The sequence below is a fragment of the Pseudomonas sp. NGC7 genome (assembly GCF_047159675.1).
GTDB lineage: Bacteria > Pseudomonadota > Gammaproteobacteria > Pseudomonadales > Pseudomonadaceae > Aquipseudomonas > Aquipseudomonas kermanshahensis.
Genome location: NZ_BAAFZY010000001.1, coordinates 6,294,866 through 6,312,458, shown reverse-complemented (window position 1 = coordinate 6,312,458; position 17,593 = coordinate 6,294,866). Strand labels below are relative to the sequence as shown.

General features: G+C 55.4%; 14 protein-coding genes and 2 pseudogenes. 11 read left to right on the top strand and 5 right to left on the bottom strand.

Annotated elements, in window-relative coordinates; genetic code table 11:
• The first annotated feature begins 49 nt into the window (after positions 1 to 49).
• From ACMCNM_RS28280 to ACMCNM_RS28255, 6 genes are all read left to right on the top strand, one after another.
• A complete protein-coding gene (locus tag ACMCNM_RS28280; RefSeq protein WP_412765869.1) occupies positions 50 to 1,708 on the top strand; it encodes a choline dehydrogenase in 1,659 nt (552 codons plus the stop codon).
• Positions 1,709 to 1,712: 4 nt separating this feature from the next.
• Positions 1,713 to 2,519 carry an SDR family oxidoreductase gene (locus ACMCNM_RS28275; RefSeq protein WP_412765974.1) on the top strand — a complete coding sequence of 269 codons (807 nt, stop codon included), beginning with the start codon at positions 1,713 to 1,715 and terminating at the stop codon, positions 2,517 to 2,519.
• Between the two features lie 11 nt (positions 2,520 to 2,530).
• Positions 2,531 to 3,115 (top strand): NIPSNAP family protein, encoded by a 585-nt coding sequence (locus ACMCNM_RS28270; protein WP_412765868.1) that lies wholly within the window; start codon positions 2,531 to 2,533, stop codon positions 3,113 to 3,115.
• A gap of 58 nt (positions 3,116 to 3,173) precedes the next feature.
• Positions 3,174 to 4,661, top strand: a complete 1,488-nt coding sequence (locus tag ACMCNM_RS28265; protein ID WP_412765867.1) for an aldehyde dehydrogenase family protein — start codon at positions 3,174 to 3,176, stop codon at positions 4,659 to 4,661.
• Between the two features lie 69 nt (positions 4,662 to 4,730).
• A complete protein-coding gene (locus tag ACMCNM_RS28260; protein WP_412765866.1) occupies positions 4,731 to 5,765 on the top strand; it encodes a proline racemase family protein in 1,035 nt (344 codons plus the stop codon).
• Positions 5,766 to 5,847: 82 nt separating this feature from the next.
• Positions 5,848 to 7,107, top strand: a complete 1,260-nt coding sequence (locus ACMCNM_RS28255; RefSeq protein WP_412765865.1) for an MFS transporter — start codon at positions 5,848 to 5,850, stop codon at positions 7,105 to 7,107.
• A gap of 44 nt (positions 7,108 to 7,151) precedes the next feature.
• On the opposite strand, the pseudogene ACMCNM_RS28250 reads toward ACMCNM_RS28255, so the two are convergent.
• Together ACMCNM_RS28250 and ACMCNM_RS28245 are read right to left on the bottom strand one after the other, a co-directional pair.
• A pseudogene (locus ACMCNM_RS28250) lies at positions 7,152 to 7,688 on the bottom strand (methyl-accepting chemotaxis protein); the annotation flags it as partial.
• Positions 7,689 to 8,009: 321 nt separating this feature from the next.
• Positions 8,010 to 9,257: pseudogene (locus ACMCNM_RS28245) on the bottom strand (HAMP domain-containing protein); the annotation flags it as partial.
• Between the two features lie 351 nt (positions 9,258 to 9,608).
• On the opposite strand from ACMCNM_RS28245, the gene ACMCNM_RS28240 reads away from it, so the two are divergent.
• The 5 genes from ACMCNM_RS28240 (at position 9,609) to ACMCNM_RS28220 (ending at position 13,401) form a co-directional block, all read left to right on the top strand.
• On the top strand, positions 9,609 to 10,343 hold the full coding sequence (locus tag ACMCNM_RS28240; RefSeq protein WP_412765864.1) for a dienelactone hydrolase family protein: 735 nt from the start codon (positions 9,609 to 9,611) through the stop codon (positions 10,341 to 10,343).
• A gap of 234 nt (positions 10,344 to 10,577) precedes the next feature.
• Positions 10,578 to 11,099: a cupin domain-containing protein gene (locus tag ACMCNM_RS28235; protein ID WP_412765863.1), complete on the top strand. Its 522-nt coding sequence runs from the start codon at positions 10,578 to 10,580 to the stop codon at positions 11,097 to 11,099.
• A gap of 11 nt (positions 11,100 to 11,110) precedes the next feature.
• Entirely contained in the window at positions 11,111 to 11,878 is a 768-nt protein-coding gene (locus tag ACMCNM_RS28230) for an alpha/beta fold hydrolase (RefSeq protein ID WP_412765862.1), read from the top strand.
• Complete coding sequence (locus tag ACMCNM_RS28225) at positions 11,875 to 12,687, top strand: aspartate dehydrogenase (RefSeq protein WP_412765861.1); 813 nt, start codon at positions 11,875 to 11,877, stop codon at positions 12,685 to 12,687. Before ACMCNM_RS28230 ends, ACMCNM_RS28225 begins: the two co-directional genes overlap by 4 nt.
• Before the next feature lie 117 nt (positions 12,688 to 12,804).
• The gene (locus tag ACMCNM_RS28220; RefSeq protein ID WP_412765860.1) at positions 12,805 to 13,401 is read left to right on the top strand and encodes a TetR/AcrR family transcriptional regulator; all 597 of its coding nucleotides are present in this window, start codon (positions 12,805 to 12,807) and stop codon (positions 13,399 to 13,401) included.
• Between the two features lie 330 nt (positions 13,402 to 13,731).
• Here the strand turns inward: ACMCNM_RS28220 and ACMCNM_RS28215 are convergent, their stop codons facing one another.
• The 3 genes from ACMCNM_RS28215 to glcF are packed head-to-tail and all read right to left on the bottom strand — an operon-like array spanning position 13,732 to position 17,589.
• Positions 13,732 to 15,909: a malate synthase G gene (locus tag ACMCNM_RS28215; RefSeq protein ID WP_412765859.1), complete on the bottom strand. Its 2,178-nt coding sequence runs from the start codon at positions 15,907 to 15,909 to the stop codon at positions 13,732 to 13,734.
• 54 nt (positions 15,910 to 15,963) lie between these two features.
• The gene (locus tag ACMCNM_RS28210; RefSeq protein ID WP_412765858.1) at positions 15,964 to 16,362 is read right to left on the bottom strand and encodes a heme-binding protein; all 399 of its coding nucleotides are present in this window, start codon (positions 16,360 to 16,362) and stop codon (positions 15,964 to 15,966) included.
• A gap of 9 nt (positions 16,363 to 16,371) precedes the next feature.
• Positions 16,372 to 17,589 carry a glycolate oxidase subunit GlcF gene (gene glcF / locus ACMCNM_RS28205; protein WP_412765857.1) on the bottom strand — a complete coding sequence of 406 codons (1,218 nt, stop codon included), beginning with the start codon at positions 17,587 to 17,589 and terminating at the stop codon, positions 16,372 to 16,374.
• Between the last annotated feature and the right edge of the window lie 4 nt (positions 17,590 to 17,593).

Genomic DNA, 17,593 nt, shown 5'->3' with positions numbered 1-17,593 from the left:
GTAAACGATTACAAAAACGCGCCATTTCATAGCGATTCAGGTGAGCCACATGCGTGATATTAACGGCCGTAACACCCTCAAAGCCTACGACTATGTCGTGATCGGATCCGGCTCGGCCGGTAGCGTGCTGGCGGGCCGGCTTTCTGAGGAAACAAATCGATCGGTACTGATGCTCGAGGCAGGCCCTTCCGATAAGAGCATTTACATTCAGATGCCAGCAGCGTTGGGTTTCCCGCTGATGGATGACAAATTTAACTGGTACATGCATTCCGAGCCTGAAGCAGAGCTCGAAGGTCGAACCATTTACGAAGCACGCGGGCGAGTGCTCGGCGGTTCGTCCTCCATCAATGGCATGAACTGGGTACGCGGTAACCCATGGGACTATGACAACTGGGAAGCCATGGGTCTGAAAGGCTGGAGCTACAAGGATTGTCTGCCCTATTTCCGTAAGGCTGAAACCTTCGACCAGGGCGCGGATGACTACCGTGGCGATAGCGGCCCGATGCACATTCAAACCTGCGCTGCCAACAACCCACTGTACAAGGCGTTCCTTGAAGCAGGTGTCCAGGCAGGTTACCCCCATGTGAAAGACCACAACGGGTATCGCCAAGAGGGCGTTCACGTCACTCAGCGAAACGTCCACAAGGGCATTCGCTGGAGCACGTCGCAGGCCTACATTCACCCGAACCGTGATCGCGAAAACCTGCATGTTTGTGATCGCGCTCAGGTCACCCGGATTGAGTTCGTCGGTAAGCGCGCAACCAAGGTTCACTTCATTCGCAACGGCAACCCAGAAGTGGTGGATGTGCGTAGCGAAGTCATCTTGGCCGCTGGTGCTATTCACTCGCCGCACTTGCTGATGCTTTCCGGCATCGGTGATGCAGAGCATCTGGCCGAGTTCGGTATCCCGTGTGTTGCTGATTTGCCAGCGGTAGGTCAGGGCCTCAAAGACCACATCGCCGCCCCGGTTCAGTACCGCGCCACCCAAAACGTTTCGATTGCCAAGCAGCTCACGCCGATCGGCAAGCTGAAACTGGGTGCCCTCTGGACTTTCTTCAAGAAAGGTCTCGGTGCAACTAACTTCTTCGAAGTCGGCGCGTTCATCCGCACACGTCCAGAGGTCAAGGTGCCGAACGTACAGTTTGAATTCATCCCCATGCTGGGTGAGTTCCAGCACGGTAGCGTGAAGCTGGAGAACGGCTTCCAGTATTTCTTCAGCCTGATGCGTCCGACCAGCACCGGTCGCGTATGGTTAGGCTCGAAAGACCCTCTGGCTGCGCCGAAATTCTGCTTCAACTTCTTGTCGACCAAAGAAGACCAGGAAGACGCAATCGCTGCAGTACGTGCTATCCGCAATGTCGTTTCGCAGGCAGCCTGGGATCCTTACCGGGGTGAAGAGGTAACTCCTGGGGTTGCCGTCCAATCGGACGAGGCGATTCTGGCTGCTCTGCGTCAATTGGCAGGTACCAACTATCACCCGTCCTGCACCTGCCGCATGGGTACTGATGTCGCGACCAGCGTGGTTGACGCCAGAGCTAAAGTCCACGGCGTAGAAAACCTGCGTGTTGTAGATGCGTCGATCATGCCCGAAATCGTCAGCGGCAACCTGAATGCCCCGATCATCATGATGGCCGAGAAGATCGCAGACGACATCCGCGGTCGTAACGCCCTGCCTCGCGCCAAAGCTCAATATTACGTACCTGCTTAATTAACTGCCTGCTCTGCCCCTAGAGCGGGCAGGGCGTGAACTGCTGAAGGAAAGACAAATGAAGCTGAAAAACCAAGTAGCATTGATCACCGGCGCCGGCGCTGGCATCGGTGAAGCCACCGCCAAGCTGTTCGTGCAAGAAGGTGCCAAGGTTGTTATCGCTGACCGCAATATTGAGCTCGCCAGCAAGGTAGCAGACGAGTTGGGTGAAGCTGCGATCGCCGTGCAGGTTGATGTTGCTGATGCTGCGCAAGTCAAAGCAATGGTCGAGAAAACCGTGGCTCACTTTGGCGGCCTGGACATCCTGGTCAATAACGCTGGTTTCGGCACTCTCGGTACCGTAGTGACCCTCGATGAAGACACTTGGGATCAGGTAGTTGATGTAAACCTGAAAGGCGTATTCCTCTGCTCGAAATACGCAGTTCCAGAAATCATCCGTCGCGGCGGTGGCTCGATCGTAAACCTGGCGTCGACCATTTCGGTAGTCGGTATCAAAGATCGTGCAGCATACGTTGCCGCCAAAGGTGGTGTAGCCGCTCTGACGCGTGCAATGGCCCTGGATCACGCTCTGGATGGCGTGCGTGTTAACAGCGTGGCGCCGGGCGTTATCGCATCGAGCTACTACGACAAGATCTTTGAAACCGTGCCAGATCCAGTTGCCTTCAAGAAAGGTCTGGAAGCGCGTTCGCCTCTGAACAAGATGGGTGAGCCGATCGATATCGCCAACATGATCCTGTTCCTCGCGTCCAAGGACTCGAACTTCGCCACCGGCGCTATGTTCACTGTCGATGGCGGCTATACCGCCTGGTGAGGTCGCAAACCATGATTGATGAGCTGCGTCAGTACACCTTTACTGCGGATGCTTGGGATAAATACTGGGAGCTGTTCACCGGTATGTGCATGCCCATCCGCGGTGATGATTTCGGTCAGTTGCGAGGGCTATGGTACGACCGTATCGGTGACACCGTGTCTTTCCGTCACGTGTGGCGGTATGAGTCGCTTGACGCCCGAGCGCGCCTCCGTGCTGAGCTGATCAAAGTCGATGACTGGCGCGAGAAGTTTTTGCCCCAGGCAGCACAGCATGTCAGCCAGCAGTTTCTCCAAGTGTTGGTTCCCAAGTTGGATGAGGATGAGACAGGTCTGGCGGCCGCGCGTTATCTGCACAGCTATCGCTGCCCCACTGGCAAAGCGGCTAGTGTGATTCAGCAGATCGGAAGCGTGACGGGGGCTGCCCGAAAACGCCTATGCGGATTATGGGGTACTGAGTTCTCTGACCCCAACCAAGTGGTCGCGATGACCTCGACGGACGAGGCTCCGGTGCTTACCCTGACCGCAGCTGTCGCTATTGAAACGCGTCGTCTTCAGCCCTTGGGGCTAGAACAGCCTTCGAGCGATTTTGTAGCCTGATCCAGCACAGTAGGCTGGTCAGAAATGTAAACGAATACAAAGTTATAGAGGTTTAATTATGAGCGTTCGTCAGTACGATCATTGGATTAATGGCACCACCTTCGCACCTGCCGAAAGCAAGTATGTGGAGCGCACTTCTCCCGCCCACGGCGAGCTGTTGGCGAAGTTTGCTGCAGGTTCTGAAGCAGACGTCGATGCTGCCGTAGCCGCGGCCAAGACACTGCATGACAGCGGCGAATGGTCGTCTGTTCCGGGTTCGGAGCGCGCGAAGCTTCTGGGTAAGCTCGCAGACCTGATCGAGCGTGATGCCGATCGTTTGGCACTTATCGAGGCCGAAGAGGTTGGTAAGCCGATCGTATATGCGAAGGGGGAAGTCTTGTGGTCGGCTGAGCTGACCCGTTATGCGGCTTCGCTGGCTTGGAACATTCAGGGCGAGGCTTATAGCCACCTGGGCGATAACAAGCTTGGCCTGGTGACTCATGAGGCGCGCGGTGTTGTCGGCCTGATCGTGCCTTGGAACTTCCCGATGGTGTGCTTGTTCCAGAAGCTGCCGTATGCGCTGGCTGCCGGTTGCCCTGTCGTGATCAAGCCTTCCGAGCTAACTTCTGGCACCGCTCTCGAAGTGGCCAAGCTGGCGGCTGAGGCAGGCTTCCCTGCTGGTCTGATCAATGTTGTGACCGGTACCGGTGCTCAGGTAGGTGATCGTCTGACTCGTCACCCCGACGTTTCCATGATTTCCTTCACGGGTTCGACTCGTGTGGGCAAGCAGATCGCAGCCACCGCAGCCTCTGATTTGACCCGTGTTGCGCTTGAGCTGGGCGGTAAGGCTGCCAACGTGGTCTTCGCTGATGCCGACCTGGACGCGGCCCTTGATGGTGTTCTGTTCGGGGTCATCCTCAACCAGGGCGAGGAATGTGTTGCCGGTACTCGTCTGCTTATCGAAGAATCGGTCGCTGAGGTGTTCGTCGACAAGCTCATTGAGCGCTCCAAGCGAGTAATTGTAGGTCTGCCGCTGGATGCCGAGACTCAAGTCGGTGCGCTGATCCACGCGCAGCACATGGAAAGCGTGCTGAACTACATCGAGATCGGCAAACAGGAAGGTGCACGTCTCGTTTACGGTGGCGATCGTCTGACCGCTAACGGTCTGGATAAGGGCTACTTCGTAGGCCCAACCATCTTCACCGACGTCAAGCCCGAGCACCGCATCTTCCGTGAGGAAATCTTTGGCCCAGTCCTGACCGTTACCACTTTCAAGACTGTCGACGAAGCGATTACGCTGGCCAACGACACTGAGTACGGCCTGGGCAATGGCCTGTGGACTAAGGACGTCGACAAGGCGATCAAGGTCTCGCAGAAGCTCCAAAGCGGTACCGTTTTCGTGAACACCTACCTCGAGACTTCGCCTCAGTTGCCGTTCGGTGGTTTCAAGAAGAGCGGTTATGGTCGTGAGAACGGCGTAGACGGTCTGCGCGAGTTCATGGAAACCAAGTCCACCTTCATCAGGATGGGTGAGCGTACTCCTGTTCTGCCGAATACCGTCGGCTAACAAGCGGGTAGGGTGGGCCAAGCCCACCCTTCGCTACGACAGTCAGCATCATTTACGCGAAGAACGACAATGAAATTCAAACGAATGGTAAACGTGGTCGGCGCCCACGTAGCCGGCGAGCGTAACGACGTTATCACCGGTGGCGTGCTAGATGTTCCAGGCCAAACGATGTTCGACAAAATGAAGTACCTCGAAACGAAGGGCGACGATCTGCGCAAGCTGATCCTCCAGGAGCCTCGAGGGACTGTCACCCAGTGCGTAAACCTGGTGCTGCCTTCCAACCACCCGGAGGCAGATGCAGGTTTTGTGATCATGGAGTCGGAGTTCTATCCTCCGATGTCCGGAAGCAACACTATCTGTACAGTGACCGTGCTTCTCGAAACGGGAATGATCCCAATGGTAGAGCCGGTCACTCACCTTGCCCTTGAGGCACCCGGTGGCCTCGTTCGTGTAGAGGCTGAGTGTCGCGACGGTAAGGTATTGAGCGTCAAGTTCTCGAACGTACCTTGCTTCGTAATTGGCCTCGATAAAATGATTGAGGTACCAGGCCTTGGTACGCTGAAAGTCGATGCGGCGTATGGTGGCATGATGTACGTGCTGGCCGACGCTCAAGCGCTTGGGTTTGGCATTCTTCCTGATGAAGCGGCTGACCTGGTCACTGTCGGCGAGCAGATCAAAGCCGCTGCTGCAGAGCAATTGCCTGCCGTGCACCCAGAGCAGCCGGAGATCCACACAATCAACCAAACGTTGTTCGCGGGCCCTGTCCGTGATGACCCGTTGGGCAAGCGTGCTCGCAACGGCGTGATTGTTTCCCCGGGGCGCATGGATCGTTCGCCTTGTGGTACCGGCACCAGTGCTCGGTTGGCGGTCATGCATGCCCGCGGCCAGATCAAGGTGGGCGAGAAGCTCATTCATGAATCGATTCTGAGCACCGAGTTTGTGGGCGAGATCGCTGAAACCCTGACCGTTGGTGGTGTTCCGGGTATTCGCCCGACCATTAAAGGCCAAGCTTTCCTGACAGGCTTCCACCAGTACGTGCTCGATCCGAACGACCCGTTCCCTACGGGTTATACGCTGAGCGACACCTGGCGTAAGAACAAGTGAAAGACAAGCCCAGCTAGCCTGCTGGGCTTTTTTTTGACCACAGATAATTCTGCCAGCCCTGGCGGGATGGGAAACTATTGCCATGGATACAACAAATTCAACACTTCAATGGCGCGCCGCTTCACTAAAGCGGATGCAGGTCACGACCCTTTCTATGCTGGTTGTTGCCGGATTGATCAATAACCTGGACAGAAGTGCGCTTGCCATCGCCATCCCCTTAATTTCTCAGGAGCTGTCACTCAGCCCTGCGCAGATGGGTATTCTCCTGTCCGCGTTTTCTCTAATTTACGCGTGTTCCCAGCTACCAGTTGGTTTACTGCTTGATCGAGTGGGGGCGAGGCTCGTTCTCGGTTGGGGGCTGATCATCTGGTCTTCAGCACAAGCATTCTGCGGACTTGCTAACAGCTTCACCCAGTTGCTGATCGGGCGCGCGGTGCTGGGCGTTGGTGAGTCTCCTCACTACCCTGCGAGTGCCAAAGCTGTCAGTGAATGGTTCGAGAAGGAAAAGCGAGGAGGGCCGACTGGCCTGTTTCTAATTGCGGGTACAGTGGCACCCGCTCTGGCACCACCGCTGCTGACGTTCATGATGCTGACGATGGGTTGGCGAGGCATGTTCATTGCCTTGGGTGTATTGGGCATCGCGTTAGGCTGCGCGTGGCTCATGTTCTATCGCAATCGTGATCAGCTGAGCCATTTGCTTCCAGCTGCGAGCGTGGAGAAGACGCAGCCAATCAATTTCAGAGAGTGGCTGGGCCTGTTCAAATCACTGAACACCTGGGCGATGATTTTCGGATCTGCAGGGGTCATCTATACGATCTGGCTGTTCATGTCGTGGCTACCGGTTTATCTCCAGATGGAGAGACACGTCAGCATCGCAACGGCAGGCTGGATGGCTGCGATTCCGTATGCGCTAGGGACGGTAGGGCAGTTGTCTTGTGGTTTTTTAATGGATGCGTTAGCTCGCCGAGGATTTTCCATTTCGGCAAGTCGGAAGATTCCCGTTTGCGGCGGCCTGGTTGGAGCAGGCATTGCAACCCTGGTGGCGGCCTACGCCCCTTCGTTGACGGTTGCGCTTGTCGCAATATCGATGTCTATGTTTTTCATCTACTTTGCCAACGTCGGCACTTGGGCCATGGTTGGCGTAATGGTTGACACACGATTCGTGGCTAGCATGGGTAGCTTGCTGACATTTGGTGGGTACCTTGGAGGCTCTGCTGCCCCCATAGTGACCGGTATTCTCGTGGAGCAAACCTCCTCGTTCTCGCTGGCACTCAGCATCAGCTCCATCCTGGCCTTCGTATCTGCCGTGATCTATGGCGTGGCGCTCAAGATAAAGAATTAGAGCCAGTGCTGTACGGGCGGGCATCCATGATGCCCGCCAAACGGCTAGGTTCTGAAGCGGCTGACCAATTTCTGCTGGGTGTCGGCAAGCTGACTTAGTGACTGGCTAGATTCTGCTGTGGATTTAGCCTGGCTTGCTAACACCTCAGTTACATCTCGAATCGCTGAAACGTTGCGGTTCACCTCTTCTGATACCGCACTCTGCTCTTCAGCCGCGCTCGCGATTTGCAGGTTCATCTGGGCGATAATGTCGATGCTTTCGTTCACTTTCGACAGTGCTTCTGCTGCCTCCACCACTTGAGCTGCACTGCTGCCGGCGCTTCGATGCTGATGCTCAATGGCTTCCACGACCGTGCGGGTGCCATCTTGAAGACGTTCGATCACAACTTGTATTTCGCTGATGGAGTCCTGAGTCCTTTTTGCTAGGTGCCGGACTTCGTCTGCCACCACGGCAAATCCCCGTCCGCTTTCTCCCGCTCTCGCTGCCTCGATTGCTGCGTTAAGGGCCAGCAGGTTTGTTTGCTCTGCGATCGATCTGATGACCTCTAGTACGCCGCCGATTGTCGAGCTGTTCTGTGCCAGGCTATGGACGTCGACCATGGCCGCGGTCATTCCCTCTGAGAGCGACTCAATTACATGCTGGGTATCCAGCATGAGTTTGCGACATTGATGCGCAGCCTCATCACCTTCTTTGGCAGCGCTGGCGGCCAGTGCGGTGTTGCGTGCTACGTCCTGGGAGGTAGCGCTCATTTCATGTGCTGCGGTAGCGACTTGCTCTACCTCCTGAAGCTGATTCTCCATGTCATTGCTCGTCCGAGCAGCAGCACCGGCGGCTGTATCCGCTGAGCGCTGCACTTGTTGGGATGTATGTCCCAGCTCAGCGATCACCGGCTGAATCTTGTCGAGGAACAGATTGAACCACTTGGCAAGGCTGCCAATTTCGTCCTGGCGATTGTTGGTGAGGCGCTGAGTGAGATCCCCGTCACCATTTGCGATTTGTTCAAGCATTTCTGAGACGCGACTCACTGGTCGGCTTATGCTTTTACCCAATAGCCACATGGCGATCAATCCCGCGGCGGCTACTCCTAGGCTCAGAAGGAGTTGGGCTTGGATGCTTGACTCGTTTGAGTACTTCAGCGTTTTCTCCAGCGCTCGAGCAGGGTGCATGAGCACCGCAGCGGGAACATTCAAAATGACCTGCCATGGGGGAGAGGTGGGGGCCGGCACGAAGGGAACTCCTACGCTGAGCGTATCGTCGTTGTGCTTCTCAACAACGGGCTGTCCAAGAGTTCGAGCTTGATCAATATGGCTGCTCCAGTGCGTATTGTCAGAGACGCCCCAGGACTGCCCTAAGCGATCAGGCGCTCCGCTAGTGCCGGCAATCATCCCTGTTGGGCTTAGGTAGGTCACATTGCCTTTACCACTGTAGAGATCGGCACTTGCCTCGCGAGCCACTCGACCTAAGCCTTCCAATGTCAGGTCAACACTCACAACGCCAATGAAATGACCTGCATCGATTAGAGGCATCGCGATACTTGTCATGAGAGTTGTGTGGCCGTCCAGTACGTAGCTATAAGGCTCCAATACGCACGTTTTCAGCGTCTTCTTCGCGCAGTTGTACCACTCTTTGCTTGGGTCACCGTCGTCGACCAGGTCTGCCCCTGGGATCGTAAAGCTCTCTTTTATAGAGGTAAATGCTGCGAACCGGCCTGTCTCATTGCCTGTGTGATTTAGACCCCGAATCCAATCGCTATCTCTGCCATCGAACGCGCCTGGCTCGAAAGCAACAGCCACCCCAAGCACTGCAGGGGTCAGTTTGACCTGTCCTTTCAGGAGATCGAGGGCTTCCAGCCTCCGGGAAGACTTGGATTCAAGTGATGAGAGGCTGCGCAGCTGCAACAACTGGTTTCCAATCGTATTCAGGAACGTGTTGCCGACGATGAACCGTTCCTGGATGACATGGGCTTGTTGCTTTGCCTCTGAGTTCAGATAGAGCAAGGCTGAGTCGCTCAAGGCTTTGGAGCTGAGTTCGGAGACTAGCTCGGTGGAGGAGCGCAGGTGAATCACCGAAAAGGTGATGAGGCAACCCACGACCGCAAGCAGGCAGAGGCTTGAGAACAACACAATCCGCCCTTTGATTCCCAGATGCATAAACCGCATTTCAGTTCCCTGATGTTATCGTTATTGCCGGGATCGTAAACGATTACATTCGCTAATGGATAGTGCTTTGCCATCACGCTTTCGGGCTTCAAGAGTATCCTTTTTGAGGTTGACTGGCTGGTGTGTAATCGATTACATTTAACCTGCTCAAGCTTGGCTTTCATGCGCCAAATCTGAGGTGGAGCATTTGGCTTCGGAGGTTTACTGGGTTTGGTCACCCGTTAGTAGATTCTACGGGCTGTTGCTTCGTTAGGCTTTCTCACACTCGTTTTGCCTGCGTCTACGCGGGCTTTTTTTCTACGTTGATTTTGATTTTCTTTCAGCTTGTGCAAGGGGTCTGCAGTGGGGCGTTGGATCGATATTTCCGGGCGTGGCCCTGACAGCTTTTCTGGCTACTTGGCCTTGCCACGCGGGGGTACTGGGCCGGGCCTGCTGCTGATACAAGAAATCTGGGGCGTCAATGCTCACATACGTGAGCTTGCAGATCAGTACGCAACTGAAGGGTTTGTTGTGCTGGCTCCAGATGTCTTCTGGAGAAGCGAACATCGAGTCGAGCTCGGTTACGACCAGAGTGGAACTGACCGCGCATATCTGCACTACCAATCAATGGATGTGCCACAGGCGAAAAGGGATCTTGATCTGGCGGTCGACTTTCTCGAGCGTCATGATGCGGTTAGCGGTCGAATGGGCGTTGTTGGCTTCTGCATGGGGGGCAAACTAGCGTACGAGCTAGCTGATAATCCGAAACTCAGCGCCGGGGTCAGTTACTACGGTAGCGGAATCGCCAGTACCGCGGATCGCATAAGGTCGATGGCATTTCCATTCCTGTTTCACTTCGCGGCAGATGACCATCTGATCACGATGGATGAGGTTCGAACGTTGCAGCCTCTTATCGAGCTCAGCGGTGACGCATCATTTGAGATTCACCAGGGCGTGGGACATGGTTTCGCGTGCCCGCACCGCCCTGCGTACTCGATGCGAGCCGCATTGACAGCTAAGGCAACGACCCTGTGGTTCTTGAGTGACTGTCTGCTCGATGGCGGGCAAAAATTCGTTGACCTGCATCAACCGCTCTAGGGCGGCACTGCGGTAAAAGATTCTGGAGAGTAGGCTGCCGTCCGGTCGAAATCACTTGCATACGGAAAAGTAAACGATTACAAAAGGGGTACGAAGGAGCTCCACTCAGCATCGTCCACTGTGGCAGAGGCCTAGATAGGTGGCGCCGTCTGAGAATTGTCTCACACCAATAAATGTAATCGATTACGAGTCCGTGAAGGCTGTCTTGGCATTGGTTTGATAAGAGGAATAATTATGAGCAATCAAGCAGTAAATGAGACTGAAACTCAGGTAGCCAAGGGCTCTCTGGTCTACGTGACTCGCGAAACCGAAGCCAGCTACTGGCAGCCGAAGCCTGCTAATGGCTACGTTTCGGTGGCAGTATCACCAAATCACTTCAAGATGAACCGAAATTTCTCGGTTGGTACTCAAATGATGCCGCCGGGTGGTCGCGTTCGTGAGCACGCTCACTCCACCAACGAAGAAGTTCTGCACTTCGTATCCGGCACCGGTACCGCGATCGTTGATGGTAAGGAATACAAGCTCGAGCCTGGTGTCACTCTCTTCTTGGGTGAACACAACTCGCATACCTTCGAAAACACCGGTGATGTTGATCTGCACTGGGTTTGGTTCATGAATCCAAGTGGGTTGGAAGATTTCTTCCGTGATGTCGGTCGTCCTCGTACTCACGGCGAGCCAGCTCCAGAACCATTTGAGCGTCCATCGAACATTGAACAAATTGAAGCAAGCGGCGTGTTTGCTTACACCAAGAACTAAGCGAGTACACCATGGGTAAGAATATCTACTCGGTAGACCAGGGGGCAGGCGAGGCGGTCGTGCTGGTCTCCGGTTTGGGCGGTTTGAGTGCTTTCTGGCAGCCCGTTGTCAACGAGTTGGTTGGCGATTACCGTGTGATTACTTTCGATCACCCAGGTGTAGGTCAGAGTGGAATTGTCGGGAAACCGACAATTCCCGGTATCGTAGACGCGTTGCTTTCTGTCCTTGACTCCTGCGGTGTCGAACGTGCTCACATTGTGGGGCATTCGACAGGTTCGCTCGTCACACAGGCTATGGCACTTGACCATCCTCATCGAGTTAAGTCCATTGTGTTGAGCAGTGGTTGGACTATGCCTGATAAGCGTTTTTTAGACTTTTTTGCTTATCGTCAGTTTGTTTTGGCTAATTTAGGTGGCACCGCTTATAACGCGATGACTCGCTTAGTTGCATACCCGTCCAGCTGGTATGGCGAGAATTTTGCTGTTGGCAATTCGTTGGACTATAGCGCGCCATCTGAAGTTGATGTCGACATGACGCAGGCTCGGATGGATATGCTGCAGAGCTATACCCGTCGAGATGAGCTGAAGCACATTGATCTTCCCGCATGTGTCATTGGTGCTCAGGATGACTTTGTCATTCCCTATCATCACTCCGAAGAATTGGCTCGTCTAATTCCAGGTGCGAAACTTATTGAGTTAAGCGGCGGGCACTTCGCTCCGGTTACTCGTACCTCTGTATATACATCCCTGCTGCGTAACTTCTGGGAGACGCAAAAATGACTACAAAAATTATCAACCGTGTTGGCATTATCGGTCTTGGTGCAATTGGCAAGCGCGTTCTGAATGCACTCAAAACCCAGCACCTCCCGGAAGCAGCATACGCCGCGATCGACCCTTCACCAACGTCAGTGGGCTTCGCTAAGGAAAGCGGGATTGAGTTATTTACCGATACGCAAGACTTGCTGGCTTGGAAGCCAGACTTGGTCATTGAGTGCGCCGGACACGGTGCTGTTGTGCACGTCGTCCCAGCCATGCTGAAGTCCGGGGTTGATGTGGTGATCGCATCTATCGGTGCGCTTGCTGACAAGGTGCTGGCAAAGGATTTGGAGGACGCAGCTAACGAAGGCGGGGCGCGGCTCATCCTGGTATCAGGAGCCATTGGCGGGCTTGACGCAATGCGTTCCGCGCGAGCTGCAGGTCTGGATGAGGTTGTATACACGGGTCGTAAGCCGCCGCAGGCCTGGACGGGCACTCCGGCGGAGCAGGAGTTTGACCTGGCCGGCATCACTGTTCCGACCACTATTTTCCGTGGTACCGCAGCTGAAGCGTCCATGAAATTCCCGAAAAACGCGAACGTCACTGCAGCGGTAGCTCTGTCTGGTGTTGGGTTTGATGCGACTCAAGTTGAGTTGGTCGCCGACCCTACCGTCCAGAAGAACGTGCATGAGGTAAAAGTAAAAGGTGCGTTTGGTGAATTGGGTATCTGGTTGGCCAACAACCCTCTGCCAGACAACGTGAAAACCTCTTGGCTTGCTGCGCTCAGCATCGAAGAGGCGGTGAGCAAACAGGTGTTGACCACAGTGTTCTGATCGCTGAGCTATTAGTGTCAGATCTTTCGTAAACAGGGCCTTTCGGCCCTGTTTTTATTTGAGCCTCAAGCGCTTACGTCCCGGTTAACTAAATGACGCAGCGAGGGTTGAACAGGTATGAAGAGGGCGGGACGCCCGCGAAAAAAAGGGGCGGGTGTTTCTGAAAAATGGTTGGCAATCGTAGATGCGGCCCTTGAAATAGCACTTAGCGAAGGGGTGCAGCAGGTGACCTTTCGCAAGGTTGCACAGCGTGCAAATGTATCCCCCGGTACAATCACTTACTATTTTGAGGGGCTTGAGCAGGTCATCAGCCAGGCATTAGTGAAAGGCGCAGGCAGCCTTTTTGAGTTCCTCGATCTGACTGTCTTGGGTGCTTGGGAGCCAGATAAAGTGAAGCACTACCTGGCAACCGTGGTATCGGGCTGTGGAGATAAAACGCTCAAAATGCCACAGCGCAGCAGGGTTGACGCGTACGTTTTCATCTTAGGGCGACCGGAATTGCATCCCGTCTTGACGGCGTACCGGGCTCGAGCTGTTCAATCGTTGGCGATCCACTTCGGTAGGGACAAAGCAACTGCAATGTTTGCCTATGTAGAAGGCGCGGTAGTGCATGGTCAGCTGACGGGTATTGAAGTACTGCAGCATGATGCCTTGATGATCCTCACCGCACTGGCGTCGACAGGCGGCTCGGATGCTCTCAGCATGGCGCTCTAAGACCAGGGTCGATGCCGGTCATCTCGATTGATACGTCCCAAAGCTTACGCGCCAATTGTGTGTTTTGCGCATCAGGTGAGCGTGCCGCTTCCCCCGATAGCAGCCGCCGCCGTCCAGCTTAGAAGGATTCTCCGGTAGTCTGAGGCGATCAAGTGTCTTGATCGATTGACAGGAGGCGTTTTTGTATTGTACGGGCTGAAGCTAGTGAGCAGCTCTGCCAATTGAACGGCTACTGGATTGTGTAAGCCCATCCGAAATGCTACTGCATCAAGGTAGGCGTCAAAAGAGAGCCCGCTGGAGCGGGCTCTTGTTACTCATGTGCGCAGTAAATCAGTTCTCCGCCTTATATCGCAGGCGCCAGGCATGCAACAGCGGCTCGGTGTAACCGCTCGGCTGCTCACGGCCTTTGAATACCAAATCACATGCAGCTTGGAACGCATGGGAGGTGCCAAATGATGCAGCCATCGCGCGGTAAGCCGGATCGTGCTGATTCTGTTCATCCACGACACTAGCCATTCGCTCCAGGGTCTCCTGCACCTGATCTTTGCTGACGATATTGTGGTGCAGCCAGTTAGCAATATGCTGAGCGGAGATGCGCAGCGTCGCACGATCCTCCATCAAGCCGACATTGTGAATGTCAGGGACTTTGGAACAACCTACCCCTTGTTCGACCCAACGCACAACGTAACCCAGGATGCTCTGGCAGTTGTTGTCCAGTTCGGACTGGATCTCGGAAGACGACCATTGCCGATCCGGGCTCACTGGCACAGTGAGCAGGCCGTGCAACAAGCCAGCGCGCTCGGTTTCTAGGTCGATGCTCTCCAATTCGGTTTGTACTTGCTGAACATCGACTTGGTGATAATGAAGGGCATGCAGGCTGGCGGCTGTAGGCGAGGGTACCCACGCAGTGTTCGCCCCAGCCTTGGGATGGCCGATCTTCTGTTCGAGCATGGCTGCCATCAGATCGGGCATGGCCCACATGCCTTTGCCAATCTGTGCTCGCCCGCGAAGCCCGCTTGCAAGGCCTACCAGCACGTTGTTGCGTTCATAGGCCTGAATCCAGGCAGTACTTTTCATGTCACCCTTGCGCAGCATGGCGCCGGCTTCCATCGTACTGTGCATTTCATCACCGGTGCGATCGAGGAATCCGGTGTTGATGAACACGACGCGGTGGGTTGCTTCGGCAATGCATGCCTTGAGGTTGACACTGGTGCGACGCTCCTCATCCATGATGCCCATCTTGACGGTGTAGCGTGGCAGGCCGAGCAGGTCTTCGACGCGGCCGAACAGTTCGTTGGCGAATGCGACTTCCTCTGGGCCATGCATCTTCGGCTTGACGATATAGATACTTCCGGTGCGTGAGTTGCCTTTGCGCTTGAGGTCATGCACCGCAGCAAGGCAGGTCACCACTGCGTCCATGATCCCTTCCGGGATCTGCTGGTCAGTCCCGTAATGAATTGCAGGGTTGGTCATCAGGTGGCCGACGTTGCGCACGAAAAGCAGTGAGCGACCGGGGAGGGTGATTTCGGCGTCACCCGGGCCGCGGTAGCTGCGATCAGCATTCAGTGTGCGAGTGAATGATTTGCCCTGCTTGCTCACTGTCTCCGACAGATCGCCTTTCATCAGGCCCAACCAGTTACGGTAGACAACCACCTTGTCTTCGGCATCGACAGCGGCAACCGAGTCTTCACAGTCCATGATCGTGGTGATGGCGGACTCCAGAACGAGGTCTTTCACACCTGCTCTGTCTGTCTTCCCGATCGGGCTGTTGGGGTCGATTTGAAGCTCCACATGCAGGCCATGATTCTTCAGTAGAATGGCTGTTGGCGATTCGGCCTTTCCTTGATGGCCTACGAACTTATCTGCATTGAGCAAACTGGTGGTAGAGCCGTTCGCCAGGCAGACCTTTAGCGTGTCTTCGGCAATCTGGTACGCCACAGCGTCGGTATGGGAAGCCCCTTTTAGCGGGAAGCTCTGATCGAGGAAGGCACGGGCATAGGCCACAACTTTCATGCCACGCGTGGGGTTATATCCACCTTGCTTGTGTGCACCGTCGTCTTCGCTGATGGCATCGGTGCCATAAAGGGCGTCGTACAAAGACCCCCAGCGTGCGTTCGCAGCATTGAGTGCGTAGCGCGCATTCATCACCGGCACGACCAGCTGAGGGCCTGCTTGCGATGTAATTTCGTGGTCGACATTTTCCGTGGATACCTGTAGCGAGCCGGGCTGCTTCACAAGATAGCCAATGGTCGTCAGGAACTCTGTGTAGACCCCCATGTTCTGGATGGGGCCTGGATGGCTACGATGCCAGTTGTCGAGCCGGGTTTGAATGCGATCACGCTCGGCGAGTAGCGCCTGGTTTTTAGGCGCCAGGTCATGCACCAAGTTGTCCAGCCCTTCCCAAAAGTGTTCGGTAGAGATGTCGGTACCGGGCAATACCTCGGTATCAATGAACTGCTTGAGGTTTTCAGCAACCTGAAGGCGGTGGCAGGGGATACGTTTGATCAAGTGGAATTCTCCTAATGCGTGGGGCTCCATCGATGGAGGCCCAGATTCACTAAGTCAAAGGGCGGTAATGCCTGCTGCGGCAACCTGAGCGTCTTGCTCTGCTTTCACGCCTGATACACCCACAGCACCGATGACTTGACCTTCCACCACGATCGGCAATCCCCCCTCGAGGGAGGTCAGCAGCGGGGCACTGACAAATGCAGTCCGTCCACCGTTGACCATATCCTCGTAGCCTTTGGTGTCTCGTCTGCCGAGAGCAGAGGAGCGAGCTTTCTCGGTGGCGATGTAAGCGGCAATCGGCGCACAGCCGTCGAGTCGTTCGAGGGCTAGCAGGTGTCCACCGTCGTCGACAATTGCAACGGTGACTCTCCAATCATTGCGGCGAGCCTCTTCGCGCGCTGCGGCGAGAACACGCGTCACATCGGTGTTTTCCAGGACGGCTTTACGTTGCATGTCTATCTCCTAGGCAAGTGCTTCTTCGACCAGCTCGATCCAGTGGCGAACTGGGGTGCGCCCCGCGCCGTCGAGGTGGGTTTGACAGCCAATATTGGCGGTGACGATAACTTCAGGGTTGCCGCTTTCCAGGGCATTGAGCTTGTTGTCGCGCAAGCGCTGCGAGAGGGCAGGTTGGGTGATGGAGTAAGTGCCTGCGGAGCCGCAGCACAAGTGGCTGTCAGGCACGGCAGTCAGGCTGAAGCCGAGCCGCGTAAGCACGCCTTCTACGGCGCCGTTCAACTTGAGGGCATGCTGCAGCGTGCAGGGGCAGTGAAATGCCAGGCGACGATCTGCGTGAATGCCCAGTTGCTCGAGAGGTTCGGCACCCAGAACTTCAACCAGGTCTTTGGACAATGCCGTGATTCGCTGCGCTTTCACTGCGTATGCGGGGTCATCCTTGAGTAAATGCCCGTAGTCACGGACGAATGCACCGCAACCGCTTGCGGTTTGAACAATCGCTTCGGCTCCGGCCTCGATTGCTGGCCACCAGGCATCGATGTTGCGTCGTGCGCGCTCAAGGCCTTTTTCCTGAGCATTGAGGTGATAGTCAACGGCGCCACAGCACCCGGCCTCAGGCGCACTCAATACACATATACCCAGCCTGTCCAATACGCGGGATGCAGCTGCGTTGGTGTTGGGTGACAACGCCGGTTGTACGCAGCCTTCGAGCATCAGGATTTTGCGAGTGTGTTGGCGTATAGGGCGTGCTTTTGGTGGGTAAGACTGACGTGGAAGTTTGTCCTTCAACGCTGCAGGTAAAACAGGGCGCAGTGCCCGGCCCGCGCTGGTTAATGCCTTGAATACGACAGGGTGTGGTACAACCGCGCGCAGACCTTGCCGAAGGATGCGCTCGCCAAGCCCGCGCGGTACTCGTTCTTCGACCACGGCGCGGCCAATGTCCAACAGGCTGTGGTACCGCACACCAGAGGGGCAGGTTGTTTCGCAGTTACGACAGGTCAGGCAGCGGTCGAGATGTTGCTGCGTTTTGGCCGTGACCTCCTGGCCTTCCAGTACCTGCTTGATAAGGTAGATCCGGCCCCGCGGGCCATCCAGCTCATCTCCCATCAACTGGTAGGTAGGGCAGGTTGCTGTGCAGAACCCGCAGTGCACGCAGCTTCTCAGGATGCGTTCCGCTTCTTCGGCGCGCGGTAGCTGTTTTGCCTCTTCACTCAAATTGGTTTGCATGGCT